This window comes from Rhodococcus sp. NPDC127593, from assembly GCF_042671975.1.
Lineage (GTDB): Bacteria > Actinomycetota > Actinomycetes > Mycobacteriales > Mycobacteriaceae > Rhodococcus_F.
This window is the reverse complement of the sequence record NZ_JBHXWI010000021.1, coordinates 136,617-155,693: the sequence shown is the minus strand read 5'-3', so window position 1 is coordinate 155,693 and position 19,077 is coordinate 136,617. Positions and strand designations below refer to the sequence as shown.

Sequence of the window (19,077 nt, the reverse complement as noted above, 5' to 3'; positions counted from 1 at the left end):
CATGGCAACAGTCCTGACCGGCAGAGGGGAAGGGGAAGTCTGCCGCCCCCAACCTAACCGAAACAGGACAGAAGTAAGCAGCGACACGCTACTAGTCCCAGTACGGTGGCTCCTGCTCTGGGTCGTCGAGCACTGCGTCGATTCGTTGGTCGGCCACGATCTGATCTATTGCTTCTATATCGGCGCCGATGGTTGCGAAGTGCGGATCGACATCGTTGGTCACGCACCAGGCGCGATCTGCTGGCCAAATGAACGCGGGGTCAGGCGAGTAACCGTACGGCCACCGCACAGGGTCGCTGTCGTTCCAGTCTGCATAGTCCGCGAGTGTGCCGCGGAACAGCCAATAGTCGCGGTTAGGGATCACGAAGTTGGGCGCGACGTGGATGGCAGTACCCCATCCGTTCCACATGCAGAAGTAGCACTCATTCGGCCTAGTTGTGTATTGCGACAGGAGGTCCAGTGCGAGGCCGACCTGCTCTTTTTCGGTCAGTTCCTTCTGGTCGAACTCGACGTCGTTCGTCTTCTGGCCTGGGAAACTCGGATCGGGTATGAATCTCACCCGCGCATACTTCGGATATCCGAGCGGACCGCGCCCCGCTAGTCGGCACCACGGAAGACCCTGCTTGATCAGCCAATCCGCGGCGGACGAATCGTTGCACAGTTCAAAGCTCACCTGACCATTGTCTACAGCGACACCCAACTCGACGTTCCGACAGGGGATCCGCTTGCGGGAACCACCTGTCCGCCGGCGCGGCGGCCGGACCTCCCGCTGGTGGTCGACGGGCGAATTCTGTTCGAGAACGCAGTATTCGAGGACCGTCGTGACGTAGCCGAGGCGGGTTTCACCGGTGAGGTCGGCGCGGCGGAAGACAGGTCAGTGGATCCGCTCGGCCAGGGACACGATGATCCCCTCCGGGCCGCGCACATAGGCCATGCGCCAGATGTGCTCGTACTTGCCGATGTCGCCGACCAATCCGTAGCCGTCCGCGGCCAGCCGGTCGACCGCCGCCCAGAGGTCGTCGATCTCGAAGGCCACGTTGCGCAGCCCCAGCTCGTTGGCCATAGCGGCGGGCGATCCGGGCTGGTGGTCGGGCCGGACGAAGCTCGAGAGCTCTAGCCGGGTACCTCCGTCGGGCGGCCGCAGCATGACGATCTCGGTGCGGGAGTCGGGGATGCCGATGCGCATCGAAGTGCCGCACCCGGATCGCCTAGCGGACTCCAGGAGAGAACAGGTGTGGCAGTGTCGGATCTGTGAGCGACCACGACACCCCCGGCGATCCTCAGCACGTGGATCGACACGTCGACCCGAACTCTGAATCGGTGGTGTGGCGAGTCGACGACGTGCTGGAAGATACCTCGCCGGGTGACTGGATTGCCGAGGCGCTGCCGCGGTTCGAGTACACGGTCGGATCGCTCGTGCCGCCGATCTACACCCGGTATTCGCGCGTACTGCATCCCGCCGCCCGGATAGACCCCGATACCGGCGAGCGAGTCCCGGTGCGATGGGCCGAGGTGGCCGCCCATAGCGGCGGCGTGATCCACCAGACCGTCGAGTGGGGTTCGTTGCTGCAGGCCGGCATACATCACGGTGTCGGTGACGGCCGCGACATCGTCTGGAATCAAGAACCCGACGAAGGGGACATGCCGGAAGAGCAGTTCGCGGCGCTGGCCGATGTCCTCATGCAACACACCACCACTCCGGACGACTGCTGGTTCGGCTTCTGGGAAGGCCGCGCCGGTCATGGCATGAACCTTCCCTATCCCGGGGCGCGCGTCCACATCCCTTTCCGGGACAACTACCTGGTGCGCGGCGCAGTGCGCGATGCCGTGCGCACGCTGGGCTCGTGCGGGCCGAATTTGTGGTGGCCCCAAGATCAGGCATGGTTCGTCTCCTCCGACATCGACCTGATGTCGACCTACATCGGCTCCTCCACTGCGTGCGCCCTGGCCCTACCCGCGCACCCCGAATCGGAGCTGATCGACGCCAGCTCCCTCCGTAAGGTCACTTGGGACAGCGACGACGTAAACCCACTACCGCCGCGCCCGTACGGGCAGTAACCCACCGAACGTCGAACTCCGACTCGTCCGCAACCGGATGTTCCGCTGGCGGTTCGTCAATCGGGAAGATCGTTCGACGTGCAACTGCACACAATGCTGGTAACGGGACGAAGTCGAACTCGCCATCTGCGGCCTCGACCCTGGCATAGCCCGCCGCCGCCACGCAGTCGCGAGTCGCCAGGGCCTGGGTGCAATGAACTACGTTGCCCATCAGCACAAGCTGCGCACCTCGTGCGACGGTCCTATTTTCGTCAAGCGCCAAAGTGGGGGCGGGTTTCTCATGCTCGCCCGTGCGCGGCGCTTCGGGTTGTGGAGGTGTACGGCAGGTATTCGGCGCCGGTGTCGTCGGGACCGGTGTCGTCGGGAGCGGTGTCCTCGCAGAGGTGGGGGCTGGTATCGAACCTCATCGCTTTTCTGGCGTCGTCGTAGGTGGGCCAGCCGGGATTTCCGTGGGTTGCGAAGTCGAGCCAGGTTTGGTGCATCGCGTGGGTGAGGGCGCCGGGTGCGTCGTCGCCGATGAGTCCGCGGCATGCCTGTGTGGTGTCGAAGACGAAGGGGACGTCGAGGCCGTGTGCGGCGCCGTGCAGTGGTGATCGCCATGCGAATTCGTAGACGTAGGTGGGGCCTGGGTGGCGGCGCGCGGTGCGGCGGCTCGGTGATCGGAACATCAGGTCCGTGTAGGCGGCTGTGAGTGCGTGCGCGGGGGTGACGGCCGGGTCGTGGAGACCGTGTCGTTCGAGGAGCGCTTCGGCATCGGGGTAGGTGGCGGCCAGCTCGGCTACGGCGTCATGCGCGTCGAAGGCGGCGAACTCGTCGGCACCGAAACCGAGGTTGGCTTCCTCGAGTGTTGTGCCGATCAACAGGTCGACGCCGCGCGAGTGTGTGCTCGGGACTCCGACCGGGTCGGGAAGGACGTCGTCACCCGTGGTGGGGAGGAACAGTGCACGACGGTGGCCCGGGTCGACACCGCTGTCGTCGCGCAGGTCTGGGCGGGGTTCGTTTCTGAGCAGAGCTCCCTGCGCGCGCAGCAGGTCGGGGGAAGAGAATGCTCGGAAGGCGTCTGTTGTCGGGGAGGTTCCGAGCCGGGCGGCGAGTGCCTTCGTGAGTTCTTCGGTGAGCTCGAGCCGGCGGGCCATCTCGTCGTGTCCGCTCGCGACGATCGCTCGCTGGAACAGTCCGGCGGCCAGCGGGGAGTGCAGCAGCAACGCGACCGACGTGCCGCCGGCCGATTCGCCGAAGACGGTGACGTTGTCCGGGTTCCCGCCGAACCCGGCGATGTTGTCGCGAACCCAGCGCAGTGCTGCGATCTGATCGCGCAATCCAATGTTCGTGATCCCACCGGACAGTGCGAGGAAGCCTTCCGCTCCGAGTCGGTAGTTGACGGTGACCAGGACGACGCCGTCGCGCGCGAACGAGGTGCCGTCGAAGGCGGGGGCGGCGCCCGAGCCGATCATGAACCCGCCGCCGTGGACGTAGACGATCACCGGAAGCCCACTCGTGCCGGGGTCGGGTGTCCAGACGTTGAGATTGAGGTAGTCGCCGTCTCCGGTGACCCATCCAGGCCCGATCAGCGGCGCCAGATTCGCGTGAGCGGGGTGCAAAGGCGGCTGGGGTGCGGTAGCGCCGCAACCGGTGGCGTTCCTGGTTCCTGCCCACCGTTCGGTAGGGCCAGGGGGTGCGAATCGGCGTTCGCCCGCTGGAGCTGCCGCGTAGGGGATTCCCAGGAATCGGGCGACCCCGTCGGTGTGGTCACCGGAGAGTCGCCCTGCCTCTGTGTTCACGGTACGGACAGTCATCCGCGACGCCCCCTTCGTATGTGCGACACTGCCCGAGGTGCCGCGGATCCGTTGGTCAAAGCCTATCGGAGCACCGGATGACGATCGGGACTGAAAGCAGTGGTCCAGGTCGTCACATTCACACCGGGCCACGCACAGGGGCCCGAGACCAATCTGCTGTCTCGAACAAGTCCATCATGTCCTGCTCGAGCAATGTTCCGACTCTGGGGTTCGGAACGCCACAGCGAATACCTGGGGTGGGCATGGCCGGGGAGGCCAAGGCGTACCTCGACGAGTTCGCCGAACACGCGCAGGCCGACGAGCTGATCGTCGCCTCGCACGCCGAGAACACCGAATCCTGGCTGAAGTCCTACGCCTGCTCGCCGACGTGTGGCACTCCGCGTCTGTGCTCGGCTGAGGGATTTGAACCCGTAACAGACCATTCGGTCTGGACGATCAAGGTGTCAAGGTTATATGCCGACAACAAGGAGCGAGAACTATGGGTTCGTCCGAAATCTTCACTGATTTGGTCGCCTGGGGTGCCGAGGGCTTTCTGAACGGAAATCCGGTGCAGTCAGCAGTGGGTGCTGTGCTGTTCCTGGGCCTGGGACTCTGGGACCTCGTCACGGGTGCACCCATCGTCATCTGAACCGGCCAGACGCTCGGCCACGTAGCTACGGTACTTGCCAGAGAATGTCCATCTGTGGGCTGAGCCCGGCTGTGGCCGATGGTCGGTGACACCCCGATCAGGCTGCCCGCTCCTCGACCCGAGACCTTCCGAACCAGGCCACTCGACGCCGGACAACATCCGTGGCATAGCCGTACCCACTCTTCGCATCGGACCTCTTCTGTGCCTGGCGGATTCGCAAAAGAACAGCAACGTTTCGTCACCTTGCACGATGAGCGGGCCGTCGGTCATCGGACGGGCCCGCGGGGTTGCCCGACACCAGACGTCCTGCTACTGAAAGGATCTCAATGAGAAACACAATTATCGCTGCGGCACGCGTCACGACCGCCGTCGTATCGGGGCTGGCCTTCGCCGCGACCATCGGCTCCGGCGCCGCCCAGGCGGACCCCCAGGACTGCGTCATCCAGCGGGATGCCTTCAGCGCGACGGCGACCTGCCATGACACCGATGCGCCCCCGGGTAGGGAGTACGCGCTGATCGTCGACTGTTGGGGCCTTCACGGCATCCCCAACGCCTTTCCGCTCTATGCGATCGGGCCGTTTAGCCAGTCCAGTCCCTCATTCGTGCCGACAGGCCAGGCCACGGGGGCTTGCAGCACGAATTGGGGTGCCCCCTCTTTGGATGCCGGCGTGATCACCAACGCCCACGTGGAGATCTATCGCCAGTAGCAGGTACCAGGGACGCGCCCGCGTGTCCGCCGAACCCGTGCACTCGGGTGACGAGACACATCCCGGCTTCGACATCGCCGGCCAGGTGCATCACCAAGGCGGGGGCTCTGTAGCGCCAACGACCGTGCACAGATCTGACCGAACAGGGATCGTCAAACAGGACTCGCAGGCTGGTCCCGGTGCGTTCCGTGCTGAATCAGGACCGGGACTCCGCAGCAAGCTTCGCTATGTCGGGGGCGTAAACGGTGATCCAGTGCGGATGCAGCCGGTAGTAGACCACCTCGTTGTCCCAGTCGAAGAAGTCTTCGCCGTACAAGGTTTTGAAGTAGGTGAGCAGATCTGGCCAGTCCGCGGCCGGTTCGCCGTCCTGGGGGTTGAGGATTTCCACCGTGCCGTGTGTGAACACGCCCAGGTCCTCCCCGCGCATGTGCGCGACGCTGACGGCGGGCCGGGCGGCGAGGTGGCGGGCCTTGGCCGCCCCCCGCGCCGTGCCGAAGTGCCACTTTCCGTGCAGGAAGTGCCCGTCCACACCGCTGATTCGAGGCTCGCCCTTGGCTGTGACGGTGGACAGGGCGAGGGTGCACATGCCGGTGACGACCTCGGTGAGCTGCTCTGCGGTCAGTGTGCGCTCGGTGTTGATGATCGAACGCAGATGGGTGGTGGAGTGGGACAGGGAGGCGTCGAGGAGGGCCTGGAGTTCTTTGAGCTCTTCTGGTGTTTCGCGCATGGAGGTCCTTGTCTGTGGTTACGTCGATCCGCGTTCACGTTCGGCGCCGAACGGTGGAACCATGCTCGCACCAATACCCTGACATCCTGTGTCAGGGATGTTCGTCCGTCTTGCGGGGCGCCAGAACTCATCCGCGGTCAGCTGGCCGACGGTTCGAATATTTCCAGTGCGCCTTCACCGACCACGACGACAGTGTCCCTGACAACGCCTACCGATTCGTGTCGGCCGTCAACCCACCCGGGGACCGCGAGCAGGCAGGATGGAACTGGTGACACATGAATGCAGACGATGACCCGGGGGACCCCATCCGACTCGTACTCGAGCGTTCCCGCGTGGTCGTGCAACGGCGCGCCGATGGCACGAGCCTCGTAGCCCCGGAAGACGACCTACACACGATCCTCCAGCGAGATCCTCCGAGTCCGCACGGTCCTTCGCCGCCCCTGGTGGTGGGTGCTATCCGATCGAGACCGGGCGGCCCGCGTCTCGTTCGAGCGGCCGATGTTTGTGCCGCCGGCCCCACACTGTCGCGGTCAGTCGAGACCGGCGATGCGACGCCACTGCGCGTGCGCGGTGGGGGTCCACTCCGCGCGCAGGTCTCGCAGGCGCCGCGCGGCCTTCAGACCGCGCCAGTCGGGCAGCAGCACCTCGGGCAGTCGGGGATCCATGTAGGGCATGCGCCGCAGCGCGTCCGCGAGTTCCAGGTGCGCGAACAGCAGCTCGTCGCCCGGCTCGAATGTGCGAGCGTCGAATCGGTCGAGGAGTCGGTCGTACTCCTTCTCGGCGGCGTCCAGATCCCATGAGCGGCGGACGAGTTCGTCTTCGGGGATTCCAGGAACGGCGAGCGCCCCGACGAACGAGACCGTGTTGGGAGCCAATCCGAGGGCCTCGATGGTCCTCGCCGCTTCCGCGGCGCGGTCGACGTGGGGGGTGACCCAGACGCCGGGCGTCGGATTCCCGAAGCCGGCCCACCGCAGCGCGGCATACAGTTTCTTGCGGGTCGAGCGGTGTGACTCCGGGATCGGCACATTCACGACGAGCCACCGACCGTCCCACTGCGTGGTGTCCACGTCGGTGGAGAACACCCGGAGTTCGCCTTCGCTGAAGAGCCGATGGGCCTTGTCCGTCAACGTCCACAGCGTCTCGCGACCGTTCCGGTCGGCGGCGATGAGGCCCGCGGAACCCGTCCGCGCGACAGCCTGCCGGGCGGCATGCTCCCCGTACCCGAGTCCTTTGAGGACGTAGAGAAGCGCAGCTGTCCGCACCGGTTGCCCGTAGGGTTCGACGAGCTCACCGAGCACGGTGACGAGGACGGACCGCGCACTGCCGGTCGACGCCGCCTCCTTGTCGGGTGCGGGCACCTGTTTCGAGTCGGACGGTTTCGAGTCAGACATGAGTGTCATCGTCGCGCATCGGGTCGCCCCCTTGCCACGACACCCCTCCGGGCCGGTCATCGATCGTCATCGACACCCCAGTCGCGGAAGACGGCCTCGGTATCGGAGCCGGGCGTCCGGGGCGCGTCGTATGTTGCGTCATGCGCGCTCGCGAACCGCGGTGCTGCGGCCGGCTGACGCTGTCCGAACGCACTCACGATCGTGTTGCGCGCCGCGATGTGCGGGTGATCCGGCACTTCGTCGAGGGCCAGCACCGGTGTCACGCAGGCATCGAGCCGGGCGAACGCCTGCACCCACGAGTCCCGGTCCCGCGTGGCGAAAACCTCGGCGAAGGTTTTCCGCAGCGTCGGCCACGCCGACTCGTCGTACTGGTCCGGCAGACCCGCCGGGTCGAGTCCCAGTCCCTCCAGTAGCTGCGCATAGAAGACCGGTTCGACTGCACCGACCGCGATGTACCGCCCGTCGGCACACTCGTAGGTGTCGTAGAATGGCGCTCCGCCGTCGATGACATTGGTGCCCCGCCGATCGGACCACAGCCCGTTCTCGGTGAGTGTCCAGAACATCGTCATTAGCGCACTCACCCCGTCGACCATCGCGATGTCGACAACATCTCCGATGCCGGACTGCGCCCGTGCGTACAGGGCACCGAGAATTCCCATGACGGCCTGCATCGAACCGCCGCCCAGGTCGGCGACCAGGTTGAGCGGCGCGAGCGGCCGTTCGCCCTCCCGTCCGATGGCGTTCAACGCACCACTGAGTGCGAGGTAGTTGATGTCGTGGCCGGCGTAGGGCGCGAGGGGGCCGTCCTGGCCCCACCCGGTGATCCTGGCGTATACGAGCCGAGGGTTCCGCTCGCGGCACACGTCGGGTCCGATGCCGAGACGCTCCGCCGCACCCGGTCGGTAACCCTCGATGAGGACGTCGGCCTTGTCGACCAGCTTCAGCACCTTCGCGAGGTCGGCGGGAACCTTGAGGTCCGCACTCACGGAGCGGCGATTCCGCAGTCCCGCGTCCTTGTCCACGGGCAGCAACTGCGTCACGCCCCCGGGACGCTCGACTCGCACCACCTCGGCACCGAGGTCCGCGAGCAGCATCGCAGCGTGAGGCGACGGGCCGATCCCGGCGAGTTCGACGATCTTCAGTCCATCCAGCACACGTTTCACAGGAACCTCCGAAGGGGGGACGCCGCGACTCTCTCAGCGGCTAATGTTTGACAACTCTGGCTACTATCTATCCAATAACGTAATATCTCAAGTCAGGTCGCCGCGACGCAGTTCGTCAGTCGTCGCGGTGTCACCGTCCACGAAGTCGAGAGGCTAGATGTGAACGAACTGGATCCGACCGTCATGTCGTCGCTGCGAGCCACTGCCGATGACCCGGTCGCCTACGCCCAGGCGTGGAAAGCGAAGCGCGGGAAGCAGGTGATCGGTTCTTTTCCGATGAACTTTCCGTCCGAGATCGTGCACGCAGCAGGTGCGCTGCCGGTGATCGTGCAGGAGAGCCGCACCCCGATCACGGAGGGGCGCAACCTGCTTGCCGAGTTCTACTGCGGCTACACGCGTAGCGTCGCCGACCAAGCCGCGGTCGGTGAACTCGACGTCTTCGACGGCTTCGTCGCCGCCGACCACTGTGTGCAACTCCTCGGCGCGGTCGACGTGATCCGCTGGGCACGACCCGAGAAACCCGTGCACTTCGCGCAATTCACCAGCGCGATGGACGATCCGTGGACCAAGCCGCGGGTAGCGGGCCGAGTGCACGAACTGAAGGACGAGATCGAAGAGGTCGTCGGTACCACGATCACGGACGAGGCTCTTGCCCACAGCATCCGGGTGTTCAACACGAATCGACGCCTGCTCCGGAAACTCTACGACCTGCGGCGCACCGGCAGTGCGCGCATCACCGCAAGCGACATGCAGGTACTCGTGAAGTCGAGCATGGTGATGGATATCGAAGAACACAACGCCGCGCTGGGCCGCCTTCTCGATCGGCTCGATTTCAATGCCGACGCACCCGACGATCTGGTGCGATTGCACCTCTCCGGGCACTTCTGCCACGCCCCGCGCCCCGAAGTTCTCGATGTGATCGAGGAATCCGGAGTGATCGTCGTCGACGACGACCTGTACACCGGATTCCGGTACATCTCGACCGACGTGCCCGAGCACGGCGACCCGCTGGCGGCGCTGTCGGAGTGGTACCTGGAGCGCAACGACAACGCCCCATGCCCCACACGAGTCACCGTCGGGGTCGATTGGGACACCTACCTGATCGACTCACTCGAGAAGAGCCGCTCCAACGGCGTCGTCGTCTTGATGGCGAAGTTCTGCGAACCCCACATGCTCTACTACCCGGAGCTACGCAAGGCGCTCGACGCGCACGGGATACCGCTGCTGCTCCTCGAGACCGAGCACGAAGGCAACCCCGTCGAGACACTCCGCACGAAGATCGAGACCTTCGTGGAGCGCATTCGCCGCCAGCGCGTACCCGTCCCGTCCTGAATTCGACTCACCCTCAGAGGAGTTCGCAATGCCGATCGAACAGACCAGCAAGGAAAAGGCCCGCCGTTTGTCGAGTACGCGGGTCGGCGGCAAGATGGTGGCCGATTACTGGGACAACATCTTCACCGCCAAGGAGCGCGGCAAGCATGTCGTCTGGTACAACGGCGCCGCACTGAACCCGTTGTTCCAGGCCGCAGGCCTGGAGTGGTGTCACGGCGAAGCGTTCGCCGCACGCCTGGCCGCCCAGCACCTCGAAGGACCCGCCCAGGCAGCAGGTGCCGAGTACGGTTACATCGGCGAGCTCTGCTCCTATGCGCGGACACATCTGGGCTGCGCCGTGCTCACCCACCAATCCGCCGCCGAACGGGAGACCGGGGTGGTCGGCATGGTCGACCAGCAGGAGTTGGCAAGCAAACTGCCGGCCCCGGACTTCTTCGTCAACGGCTACGCCGGATGCAGCACCGGCCAGCAGTGGGACGCCATGACGTACCGGGTCTTCGATCGAAAGCTCCCGCTGTTCAACGTCTCCATTCCCATGCTGTGGGGCAACAAGCCCGACGCCGGCTACATGCGGGGCGAGGAGTGGGACGAGGTCGGCAAGTACGTCGAGGGGCAGTTGCGCGAGCTGATCGCCTTCCTCGAGCACCAGACCGGGCGGCCGTTCGACTGGGATGCGCTCAGCGAGAGCATGTCCTACATCAAACGCGCGTCCGAGTTGCGTCTCGAGGGAATGGCACTCTGCACGCAGGCCCCCACTCCGGCGACCTACTGGGACTGGGTCGCGAGCATCGCACCGATCAACTTCCTGCCCGGCAACCAGGGGCTCGTCGACTACTTCGCCGGAGTGAAGGCCGAACTCGAACAGCGGGTCGCCGACGGGGTCAGCGCGGTGGCGGACGAACGCTACCGCGTGTACTTCGACGGCATCATGAACTGGAACAAGCTCGGCTTCCTCACCCGGAAATTCGCCGAGTACGACGTCGCCGTCGTCGCCGGTCGCTACACCCACGAGTCGTTCTGGCAGGAACCTCAGCTCATCGACGTGGACAATCCCCTCCGGGGCATGGCGCAGCACTACCTGCTCTGCCCGCTGAACCACGGATTGAAGAACCTGCAGGAACTGTTACTCAAGCGCCTGGACGAGTACTCCATCGACGGGATCGCGTTCCACTCGACCCGGACGTGCCGGGCGATGACCAATCCGCAGACGATGCTGGCCCGGGCGGCCGAGAAGGAGCGTGGTGTCAAGTCGTTCTTCTTCGAGGGCGACGTCGCCGACGCGTCGTTCTACAACGACGAACTGTTCGACAGTCGTCTGGAGGCCATGCTCGAGGCCATCGACGTACAACGGATGAAGTCAGTGGTCTAGCGCATGACTACCGGAAGTTGGTTCGTCATGGGCGTCGACCTCGGGTCGACGACGGCGAAGGCCGCCGTGGTCGGCGAGAGTGGCGCCCTGGTTGGATCGAGTGTCATCCAGATGGGCGCGGTGAGCCGCGAGGCGGTCGCCCGTGCAATGGACGGTGCGATGGCCGCTGCGGGCGTCTCGCAGGCCGACATCCGGCGCACCATCAGTACCGGCTACGGGCGCAAGTTGGTTCCCGGCACGGACCGCACGTTCACCGAAATCACCTGCCATGCACGCGGTGCCGCAGCCCTGCACCCGGGTGTGCGACTGGTGATAGATATCGGCGGACAGGACAGTAAGGCGATCATCGTCGACGACGACGGCCTCGTGGAACGGTTCGCCATGAACGACAGGTGCGCGAGCGGGACCGGGCGCTTCTTCGACGTGCTCGCCCGGGCACTGGAGGTGGACGTCAGCGCAGTCGGCGAACTCGCCCTCGCCGGTTCCGAGAGCCTCGAAGTCAGCAGCATGTGTGCCACGTTCGCGGAAACCGAGGTGATCTCACTGCTGGCACAGGGCCGCGAGAAGGCCGACATCGCGGCGTCGGTGCACAAAGCGGTCGCGGCGCGCACACTCGGACTGGTGGCGCAGGTGGGTAAGGCAACGCCGACGGTGATGACGGGCGGAGTGGCGAAGAACCCGGCCGCGCGTCTGCACGTGTCGCGCGCGCTGGGACACCCGGTGGAAGTACTCGATCAGCCCCAGATCGCGGGCGCGTACGGTGCCGGACTGCTGGCGCGTGACGACTACGCCGGCGGAACCGTCTCACCCGCACCATCCGACGCCGCGACGGAGGAACAATTCCAGGTGAGTCTGTCGGCCGGAACGCCCCACTGCCAGGACTGCGACAGCAGCCCCGGCCATCCCCATCCCGGCACCGGCGAACCGGTGCCCCTCGAACTGCAAAGGAACATCCGATGAGTACAGACACACACGAAGTCTGGGTGCCGGACCTGTCGGAGGCCACCGTCTACATCGTGGGCGGGACGAGTGGAGTCGGCCTGCAGGTGGCCCGTCAGTGCGTCCGGGCGGGCACCCAGCGCATCGGTCTGGTCGGCCGCAATGTCGAGCGCGGAGAGAAGGCGGCGACGGAGGTCCGATCACTCGCCTCGGGTGTCTGGGCCTTCTTCGCCTCAGGCGATGTCAACGACCCGGCGGAAGCGACCAGGGTGACCGAGGAACTGGGTGCTTCGCTTGGACCTGCCGACATCTTGATCAACAGCACGGTGAGCGCGTTCACGCCGAACCTCTTTCACGAGACGCCGCCCGAGGACGTTCCCGCCATCCTGCTGCAGCAGGCACTCGGTCCCCTCAACATGTGCCGCGCCGTACTTCCGCACATGCGGGCGAAGCACGGCGGCGTGATCGTGAACATAGCCTCCGACGCCGCCAAGCATCCCACCCCCGGTGAGTCCGTCATCGGCGCCGCGATGGCCGCCATCGTGATGTTCTCCAAAACACTTGCGATGGAAGCCAAACGCGACGGTATCCGCGTCAACGCCGTGACACCGTCGCTCATCCGGGACACGGGTGCCTACGACCGCGTCATGGCCGAGCCGTTCAGCGCAAAGCTCTTCGAGAAGGCTGTTCGACTGGCGTCGCTGGGGGTCGCCGAGCCGGCCGACGTGGCCGACCTCGTGTTGTTCCTGTGCAGTCCGCAGGCCCGTCGGATCACCGGTCAAGCGGTGAGTCCGAACGGCGGCATCTCGGCGGGATGAGGGTTCGGTGGCCGCCGGCAGCCCAATCCAAACTATTTGACCGATTCGCAGCTATCGGCTCCAGATATGTATTACATTGCTTCTGACCGAGACAGCACTTCACAGCCGATTCCGGCTTCCCGGTAGCGGGCGCTCACTCGCCCACCTCCAACTCCCCAGCACACCGCACAGCCCGAAGGCAGGATTGCATCATGCCCCTCGAAAAGTCTCTCTGGCCGGCGACACCGAGCTCAGGCGTCCGCGACATCACCGTCGGCGGCCTGCTGCGCGAGGCCGCGACAGCAGAACCCGACCGCCTCGCCCTCGTCGACGGAACGCCCGATGCGGCCGATCGGCGAGAATGGACGTACCGCGAACTCCTCGCCGACGCCGAGGATGCGGCCAGGGCACTGCTCGCCCACTTCGCACCCGGCGACCGGATCGCGATATGGGCACCCAACAGCGCCGACTGGGTGATCCTGCAACAAGCGATCGCGATGGCCGGGATGGTGGTGGTGGGTGTGAATCCCGCCTACCGCGCCCACGAACTCGAATACATCCTGCGCCAGTCCCGCAGTGTCGGACTCTTCTACCGGGAGACCTATCGCGGCGCGGACCTCACGAAAGTTCTGACGGAGGTCCGGCCATCGCTGCCCACCCTCCGCAAGGTCGTTCCGACGAGCGAGTGGCGAGCGTTCGTCGCGACCGGCGATCCGGCAGCGGAGTTCCCCGTGGTCGCATCCACCGCCCCGGTGCAGATCCAGTACACGTCCGGAACCACCGGATTCCCCAAAGGTGCACTGCTGCATCACAAAGGCATCGTCAACGAAGCCACCTTCGTGTTCGAGAGGGCAGGGCTGGTGGACCATGTCGTCTGCGTCAACGCGATGCCGATGTACCACATCGGAGGCGGCGCCGTCACCGAACTCGGAACGTTCGCCGCGCACGGAACCTATGTCGTCCTGCCCGGCTTCGACGCCGCGCTGATGCTCGAGATGCTCGAAACCTGCCGCGGAACACACTCACTGATGGTCCCGACGATGCTCATCTCGCTTCTCGAGCATCCTGATCGCCGACGTCGTGACCTGTCGAGCCTCCATACCGTCCTGTCGGGTGCCGCCGCAGTTCCCCAGTCGCTGGTCGAACGGGTCATCGAGGAACTCGACTGCCAGTTCACGATTCTGTTCGGGCAGAGCGAGATGCACGGAGTGATCAGCCAGACCCGGGTCAAGGACGACCCCGCCGATCAGGCCACTACCGTGGGACAGCCACTGCCGGAGCTGGAAGTGAAGATCATCGACCCCGTGACCGGTGAGGTTCTGCCGATCGGCGAGCAGGGCGAAATCTGCTGTCGCGGTTACCAGACGATGCTCGGCTACTCCGACATGCCGGACGAAACGGCCGCGACCATCGACGCCGACGGATGGTTGTACATGGGTGATCTCGCCACGATGGACGAACGAGGATTTCTGCGGATCACCGGACGCCTCAAGGACATGATCATCCGGGGCGGACTCAACATCTATCCGCGCGAGATCGAAGAGCTGCTTTTCCAGCACTCGGACGTGGCCGAGGTGGCGATCGTCGGGGTTCCGGATGAAAAGTGGGGCGAGCAGATCGGCGCCGTCGTGCGACCGACGGACCCGGCCAATCCGCCGGACGCGACCGCATTGAAGACCTGGTGTCGCGACCGAATCGCGGCGCACAAGACGCCCTCGCTGTGGTATTTCACCGACAGACTCCCCATGACTCCCACCGGCAAGATTCAGAAGTTCCGTGTGCAGCAGGCGATTGCGTCCGGAGCGCTCACCGCCGCACACCTAGTTGCCCAGCCGGCTCCGGAGCCACTGTCAAACAGCTGATGCCTTCACACCTACTACGCAACGGATCGATCAACAGTCGACCAACGATCCGGTCAACTGACGCCTTCCTGTACAGCCCCTACTCGATGAGGAATCGCTCCCTCTGCATAGCGAACCAGCCCGGCGCGATTGGATTCTCCCGTCTTCTCGAGCATCTTCCCGATGCGAAATTTCACCGTGTGGACGTGAGGTTCATGCGCTCCGCGATGGCGTAGTTGTCGACGCCGGCGGCGATAATGGACACGATCGAGAGCTCACGCTCGTTGAACGCCGGTTTCTCGGCGGCTACCCGGCGCGCGTCCGCCCACTCCTTCAGGAGTACGGGGATCGATGTACTGGCCGGAGCGGACGACTGTTCTCAGCATGTCCGGAGGCGTGGCCATGCTCGCCGCTGTGAGAATGTATCCCGATCCGCCCCAACAGCATTACCCGGTCCACGAGTTGGGCATTGCCGTACCCGGTGTAGAAGACCACCTTGGTGGTGGGCGAGGCGGCGAGTAGGTCGCGACACAACGACCACCCCTGCTCATCGCCGATGAAGAGATTCAGCATGACGATGTCCGGGGAGCCGCGCAGGGCGTCCTTCTCCGCACTCGCGACGCTCGCTGCCGCTCCGAGGAAGACGAAGTCGGGTTCCCGCTGGGCCAGCCGCTCGAGGCCTGCATGGACTATCTCGTGGTCGTCGATCGAGAAGACACCGATCCGGCGCGGTTCCGACACCTCGCTCAACTCGATACCGCCTTATCGGAGCCGATCGGGAAACTGGCCGTGACGGACAAACCTCCCGACGGGGTGCGATCGAACCTCACATCGCCGCCGACCTTGCGGACTTCACGTTTCATGAACTTCATTCCGTAGAGCCCTCGAGAGGATCGTGTGCGTCGAAGGATCGACCGTCATCGTTCACCGACATGGCGCACACCACGGGGGTGGACCTCGAAAGAAATCGAACATCGGTCTCCCTTCGAATGATTTTCGGCGTTGAAGACGGCTTCCCATCACTCGGCAGGTCGACGGCGATCTCGAGCCCGGCGCAATCACGCGCCGCAATTGTGAAATAGATTCTGGTGCAACACTGTTAGAGAACATCGAGGGCACCGCGACGGGTTTTTCGAATCCTCGGTGCACCGGCCGCGCTGCCCTCTCGGCCGGACATGCCGCACGCACGAGTCGCTCTGTCACTGGGCCTGCCTCCCGCAGTCGACTGGCCCCGACATTGTCGATGCCCTTGCGGAAGCTCGCGATATCCCGGTCGAGCCGCCCGACCTCGTCGACTCGTCCGAGGCGCCCCTGTCATCAAAACATTCTCCGCGGCAAGGATGCGACCCTCGGCCTGTTCTCAATCCCATTCGGTCACGGGAAGGATGGCGGACGTTACGCCAACACCTGGGGAACCCTGATCGTGAAGACGCCCGACGGCAGGTGGGTGAGTTGGTCAATCGCCCGTGTCATGAAGGTCGATGGTCAGAGAATGGTCGGCCTCGTCGTGCCGAGCCAGCACATCGGTCAAGTGTGGGCAGAGTGGGTCGAGCTAAGCGAGCCGATGCGCTATGCGATGGTTCAAGGACCGGCACCGGCAATCTCGTGCGTGTCGGGGATTCCCTTGCCCGCGATTGCATGGAAGGTCCGTACGGCGAGTACGGCGGATACCTCGGCACCGGCTCGTCGCTGCAGCCCACGTTCCATGTCGAGACGATCACTCACCGCGATGATCCGATCTGGCCCCTCGTTGTGGCCGGTCGTCCGACGGACGAGTCACACACGATCTGGGCAATGGGGATCGCCGCTGACGCGCTGACCCACTTGCGGGCCGCCAAGCTCCCGGTGAAGGCGGTGTGGGCACCGGAGGGCGCCGCGGTGCACTGGCTCCTCGTCGTCGTGCCGGAAGACTGGCGTGACAAGCTGCCGGGCGTCTCGAGTGAAGAATTCGCGAAACAGGTGGGCGAGGTTCTGTTCGAGACCGATACCATGCTGTTCATCCCCAAGGTGTTCCTCGTCGACGACGATATCGATCCGGCAAACTTGTCGGATGTCGTGTGGGCTATCTCCACTCGCGTGCACCCCCGGGTCGGCACGCGGTTTCCGAAGATCAACGGATCGTTCGGTTGCCACAGCGCTACGAAGAGGGTGAGTACGCTTTCGGACGAGGTCCGAAGATCGTCTACGACACGCTTTCAGCCGACTTCGGAGAAGGGCCGTAACCTTCACTGTCGTTCGAGCAGGGTTATCCCGGAAAGCTCGAGCAGCGCGTGCTGACCAACTGGCCGGGCTGACGCGGCAGCCTGAGAATCGTTCTCCAGACCCCTGTCCGCGTCCCCGCTTCGGTGAGAGTCGGGAACGCGAACATCGATGAGCACACTCCTTGTGCCGGTCTCGAATCTGAAGTCGAAAACCTGAGCACCGCCCTATGCGGGTTGCCAGTCCCGCAACTCAGTCTCTTGCTCGCCGAGCAGGACCTTCGGCGCTCTCTGGCGTGGGCCCCGGGGCCCACTTGTTCCCCGGTGAGGGCTTCGATGAGCCGGCAAGGTCGTCCGCGGACAGTGGTCCTGCTGGGGTGGTGTCCGACTGGGTGGTTCGGCGGTGCCGGTTGGCGTTCTTGGACAAATGCTGCGGATCGTTTTCCTGCCCTTCCCTTGGTCTCGCTACTTCAGGTAGTCACGGAACGCTTTGGCAGCGCCGGTGACTGCCTGGTTGATCGCGAATTGGAATTCCTCTTCGAGCAGGGCTCGCCCGTTGAGACCGTCGGAGATCCCGCGTTCCTGGGTCACGTTCGCCACGGTGCGTTGGTGGGTGAAGGTCTCGAAACCCTTCTTGCCGTGGTAGGCCCCTGTGCCTGAGTTGCCGAACCCCCCGAACGGGGCACCTGGAAGGAAGGCGTGGGAAATGCCGTCGTTGCGGGTCACTCCGCCGCTGTTCGTCCGGTCGAGGAATGTGCGAAATTCCTCTGTGTCCTCTCCGTACCAGTACGATCCCAGCGGGGTGGGCCGTTCCTGCAGGTAGTCGACCACTTCTTGGATGGTGTCGTAGACGTAAATGGGGAGAATCGGTCCGAAGATCTCCTCGCGGGAAATCGTTGCCGCCTCTGGGACGTCGAGCAGGATCGTCGGTGGAATTCGTCGTGATGCGCGGTCGGGCAGGTTGCCCAGCTCGGTCTCGGGGGCGACGACGATCTTGGTCGCGCCCTTTGCCACCGCGTCCTCGACGAGGCCGACCACGCGGTCGTAGTTTCGGTCGTTGACGATCGAAACCACGCCGGGATTGTGGAGGAAGTCGGGGAACAGCACCTCGAATTCTTGACGGAGTGCCGCGACGAGGTCGTCCCTGCGTTCCCGGGGCACGAAAACGTAGTCGGGGCAAAGGCAGATCTGGCCGCTGTTGAGGGCGCGGGTTCCGGCGATTCGATGCGCCGCGAGTTCCAGATCTGCGTCTCGCGCGACGACGACGGGATTCTTTCCACCCAGTTCCAGGGTGACCGGAACCAGGTTCTTTGCCGCCGATTGAGCGACGAGGCTGCCGACGCCCGGAGACCCGGTGAAGAACAGGTGGTCCAGCTCGAGTTCTGCGAATGCCTGGGCGGTGGCAAGATCGCCGCTGATCACCGCGAACTCGGTCTCGTCGAGGCTCTCGGAGAAGACATCCTTGATGAGGCATCCTGTCCGGGAGTGGAATTCGGAGAAGTTCAGCATCACGCGGTTTCCTGCGGCGAGAGCGGCCATTGCCGGCTCGAAAGCAAGGATGATCGGGAAGTTCCACGCGCCGATGACGCCCACCACGCCCTTGGGCTTGTGCTGCACGAATCCGCCGGGAACGTCGGTCGGTTCCATCCAATCCTCGAGCGACGCCAGGGTAGCTTGCACGTCGGAGACCCAGGACGTGGCCTCGAAAGCTTTCGTCAGCTCGGGTGGCCGAAATCCGTAGTCGAGGCTCAGGGCCTCGGAGATTGCGTCGATGTTGTCGAGAATCGTCACAGCCACCCGGCTGACTCGGTCGCGCCGAACTGCCGCGCTGACGTGACCTTCTCGAAGGAATGCGTCGCGCTGGGTTCGAAGAATCCTCTCTAGCTCTTCCTTCGCGACGTGGGGGGTGGGAGCTTCTACGGTCACTTCGTCTCCATTTCACAGCACGAGCTCCGATGCTCGAGCGGATGCACTGCGAGGCGACATCGTTGTGCGACGCACGTGTCGTCGATTGACATCGATGCCCTCGACTCCGGCAGAACGTGGTCTTCGCCACATTCAAATTACGTCACGACAGTAACCCGGCGCACTTCGTTTGCACCAGACTTTCCGGACTTGAGTTCAAAATCTT

Annotated in this window: 16 protein-coding genes and 2 pseudogenes; 10 read left to right on the top strand and 8 right to left on the bottom strand. The window is 64.6% G+C overall.

Annotated elements, in window-relative coordinates; translation table 11 throughout:
* Positions 1–91 precede the first annotated feature (91 nt).
* Together ACFVJ3_RS21115 and ACFVJ3_RS21110 are read right to left on the bottom strand one after the other, a co-directional pair.
* Positions 92–673, bottom strand: a complete 582-nt coding sequence (locus tag ACFVJ3_RS21115) for a hypothetical protein (protein WP_378453869.1) — start codon at positions 671–673, stop codon at positions 92–94.
* Positions 674–874: 201 nt separating this feature from the next.
* Positions 875–1,156, bottom strand: a pseudogene (locus ACFVJ3_RS21110) (VOC family protein); the annotation flags it as partial.
* Positions 1,157–1,251: 95 nt separating this feature from the next.
* Here ACFVJ3_RS21110 and ACFVJ3_RS21105 point away from each other — a divergent pair.
* The gene (locus ACFVJ3_RS21105) at positions 1,252–2,058 is read left to right on the top strand and encodes a hypothetical protein (protein WP_378453868.1); all 807 of its coding nucleotides are present in this window, start codon (positions 1,252–1,254) and stop codon (positions 2,056–2,058) included.
* Between the two features lie 278 nt (positions 2,059–2,336).
* Here ACFVJ3_RS21105 and ACFVJ3_RS21100 read toward each other — a convergent pair whose 3' ends face one another.
* Positions 2,337–3,839, bottom strand: coding sequence for a carboxylesterase/lipase family protein (locus tag ACFVJ3_RS21100; protein WP_378453867.1), 1,503 nt, complete (start codon positions 3,837–3,839; stop codon positions 2,337–2,339).
* Between the two features lie 493 nt (positions 3,840–4,332).
* On the opposite strand from ACFVJ3_RS21100, the gene ACFVJ3_RS21095 reads away from it, so the two are divergent.
* Positions 4,333–4,482 carry a hypothetical protein gene (locus ACFVJ3_RS21095; protein ID WP_167344014.1) on the top strand — a complete coding sequence of 50 codons (150 nt, stop codon included), beginning with the start codon at positions 4,333–4,335 and terminating at the stop codon, positions 4,480–4,482.
* A gap of 326 nt (positions 4,483–4,808) precedes the next feature.
* A complete protein-coding gene (locus ACFVJ3_RS21090) occupies positions 4,809–5,189 on the top strand; it encodes a hypothetical protein (protein WP_378453866.1) in 381 nt (126 codons plus the stop codon).
* Between the two features lie 196 nt (positions 5,190–5,385).
* Here ACFVJ3_RS21090 and ACFVJ3_RS21085 read toward each other — a convergent pair whose 3' ends face one another.
* The 3 genes from ACFVJ3_RS21085 to ACFVJ3_RS21075 form a co-directional block, all read right to left on the bottom strand.
* The gene (locus tag ACFVJ3_RS21085; protein WP_378453865.1) at positions 5,386–5,916 is read right to left on the bottom strand and encodes a pyridoxamine 5'-phosphate oxidase family protein; all 531 of its coding nucleotides are present in this window, start codon (positions 5,914–5,916) and stop codon (positions 5,386–5,388) included.
* A 530-nt stretch (positions 5,917–6,446) separates the two neighbouring features.
* Positions 6,447–7,316 (bottom strand): PaaX family transcriptional regulator C-terminal domain-containing protein, encoded by an 870-nt coding sequence (locus ACFVJ3_RS21080; RefSeq protein ID WP_378453864.1) that lies wholly within the window; start codon positions 7,314–7,316, stop codon positions 6,447–6,449.
* A 47-nt stretch (positions 7,317–7,363) separates the two neighbouring features.
* Positions 7,364–8,470 (bottom strand): CaiB/BaiF CoA transferase family protein, encoded by a 1,107-nt coding sequence (locus ACFVJ3_RS21075; RefSeq protein WP_378453863.1) that lies wholly within the window; start codon positions 8,468–8,470, stop codon positions 7,364–7,366.
* Positions 8,471–8,629: 159 nt separating this feature from the next.
* Here ACFVJ3_RS21075 and ACFVJ3_RS21070 point away from each other — a divergent pair, with 159 nt between their 5' ends.
* The 5 genes from ACFVJ3_RS21070 to ACFVJ3_RS21050 all read left to right on the top strand — a co-directional run bounded on the left by ACFVJ3_RS21070 (position 8,630) and on the right by ACFVJ3_RS21050 (position 14,769).
* Entirely contained in the window at positions 8,630–9,802 is a 1,173-nt protein-coding gene (locus ACFVJ3_RS21070; protein WP_378453862.1) for a 2-hydroxyacyl-CoA dehydratase subunit D, read from the top strand.
* A gap of 28 nt (positions 9,803–9,830) precedes the next feature.
* Positions 9,831–11,171, top strand: coding sequence for a 2-hydroxyacyl-CoA dehydratase subunit D (locus ACFVJ3_RS21065; RefSeq protein ID WP_378453861.1), 1,341 nt, complete (start codon positions 9,831–9,833; stop codon positions 11,169–11,171).
* A gap of 3 nt (positions 11,172–11,174) precedes the next feature.
* Positions 11,175–12,131 carry an acyl-CoA dehydratase activase gene (locus ACFVJ3_RS21060; protein WP_378453860.1) on the top strand — a complete coding sequence of 319 codons (957 nt, stop codon included), beginning with the start codon at positions 11,175–11,177 and terminating at the stop codon, positions 12,129–12,131.
* Positions 12,128–12,928, top strand: coding sequence for an SDR family NAD(P)-dependent oxidoreductase (locus ACFVJ3_RS21055; protein WP_378453859.1), 801 nt, complete (start codon positions 12,128–12,130; stop codon positions 12,926–12,928). Before ACFVJ3_RS21060 ends, ACFVJ3_RS21055 begins: the two co-directional genes overlap by 4 nt.
* A 191-nt stretch (positions 12,929–13,119) precedes the next feature.
* Entirely contained in the window at positions 13,120–14,769 is a 1,650-nt protein-coding gene (locus tag ACFVJ3_RS21050) for an AMP-binding protein (RefSeq protein WP_378453858.1), read from the top strand.
* Between the two features lie 312 nt (positions 14,770–15,081).
* On the opposite strand, the gene ACFVJ3_RS21045 is transcribed toward ACFVJ3_RS21050, so the two are convergent.
* A complete protein-coding gene (locus ACFVJ3_RS21045; protein ID WP_378453876.1) occupies positions 15,082–15,489 on the bottom strand; it encodes a response regulator in 408 nt (135 codons plus the stop codon).
* A gap of 502 nt (positions 15,490–15,991) precedes the next feature.
* Between ACFVJ3_RS21045 and ACFVJ3_RS21040 the strand changes: the two are divergent.
* Together ACFVJ3_RS21040 and ACFVJ3_RS21035 are read left to right on the top strand one after the other, a co-directional pair.
* Positions 15,992–16,455: pseudogene (locus tag ACFVJ3_RS21040) on the top strand (UbiD family decarboxylase domain-containing protein); the annotation flags it as partial.
* A gap of 45 nt (positions 16,456–16,500) precedes the next feature.
* Positions 16,501–17,025 carry a hypothetical protein gene (locus ACFVJ3_RS21035; protein ID WP_378453875.1) on the top strand — a complete coding sequence of 175 codons (525 nt, stop codon included), beginning with the start codon at positions 16,501–16,503 and terminating at the stop codon, positions 17,023–17,025.
* A 386-nt stretch (positions 17,026–17,411) separates the two neighbouring features.
* Here the strand turns inward: ACFVJ3_RS21035 and ACFVJ3_RS21030 are convergent, their stop codons facing one another.
* On the bottom strand, positions 17,412–18,872 hold the full coding sequence (locus tag ACFVJ3_RS21030; RefSeq protein WP_378453857.1) for an aldehyde dehydrogenase family protein: 1,461 nt from the start codon (positions 18,870–18,872) through the stop codon (positions 17,412–17,414).
* Positions 18,873–19,077: the final 205 nt, after the last annotated feature.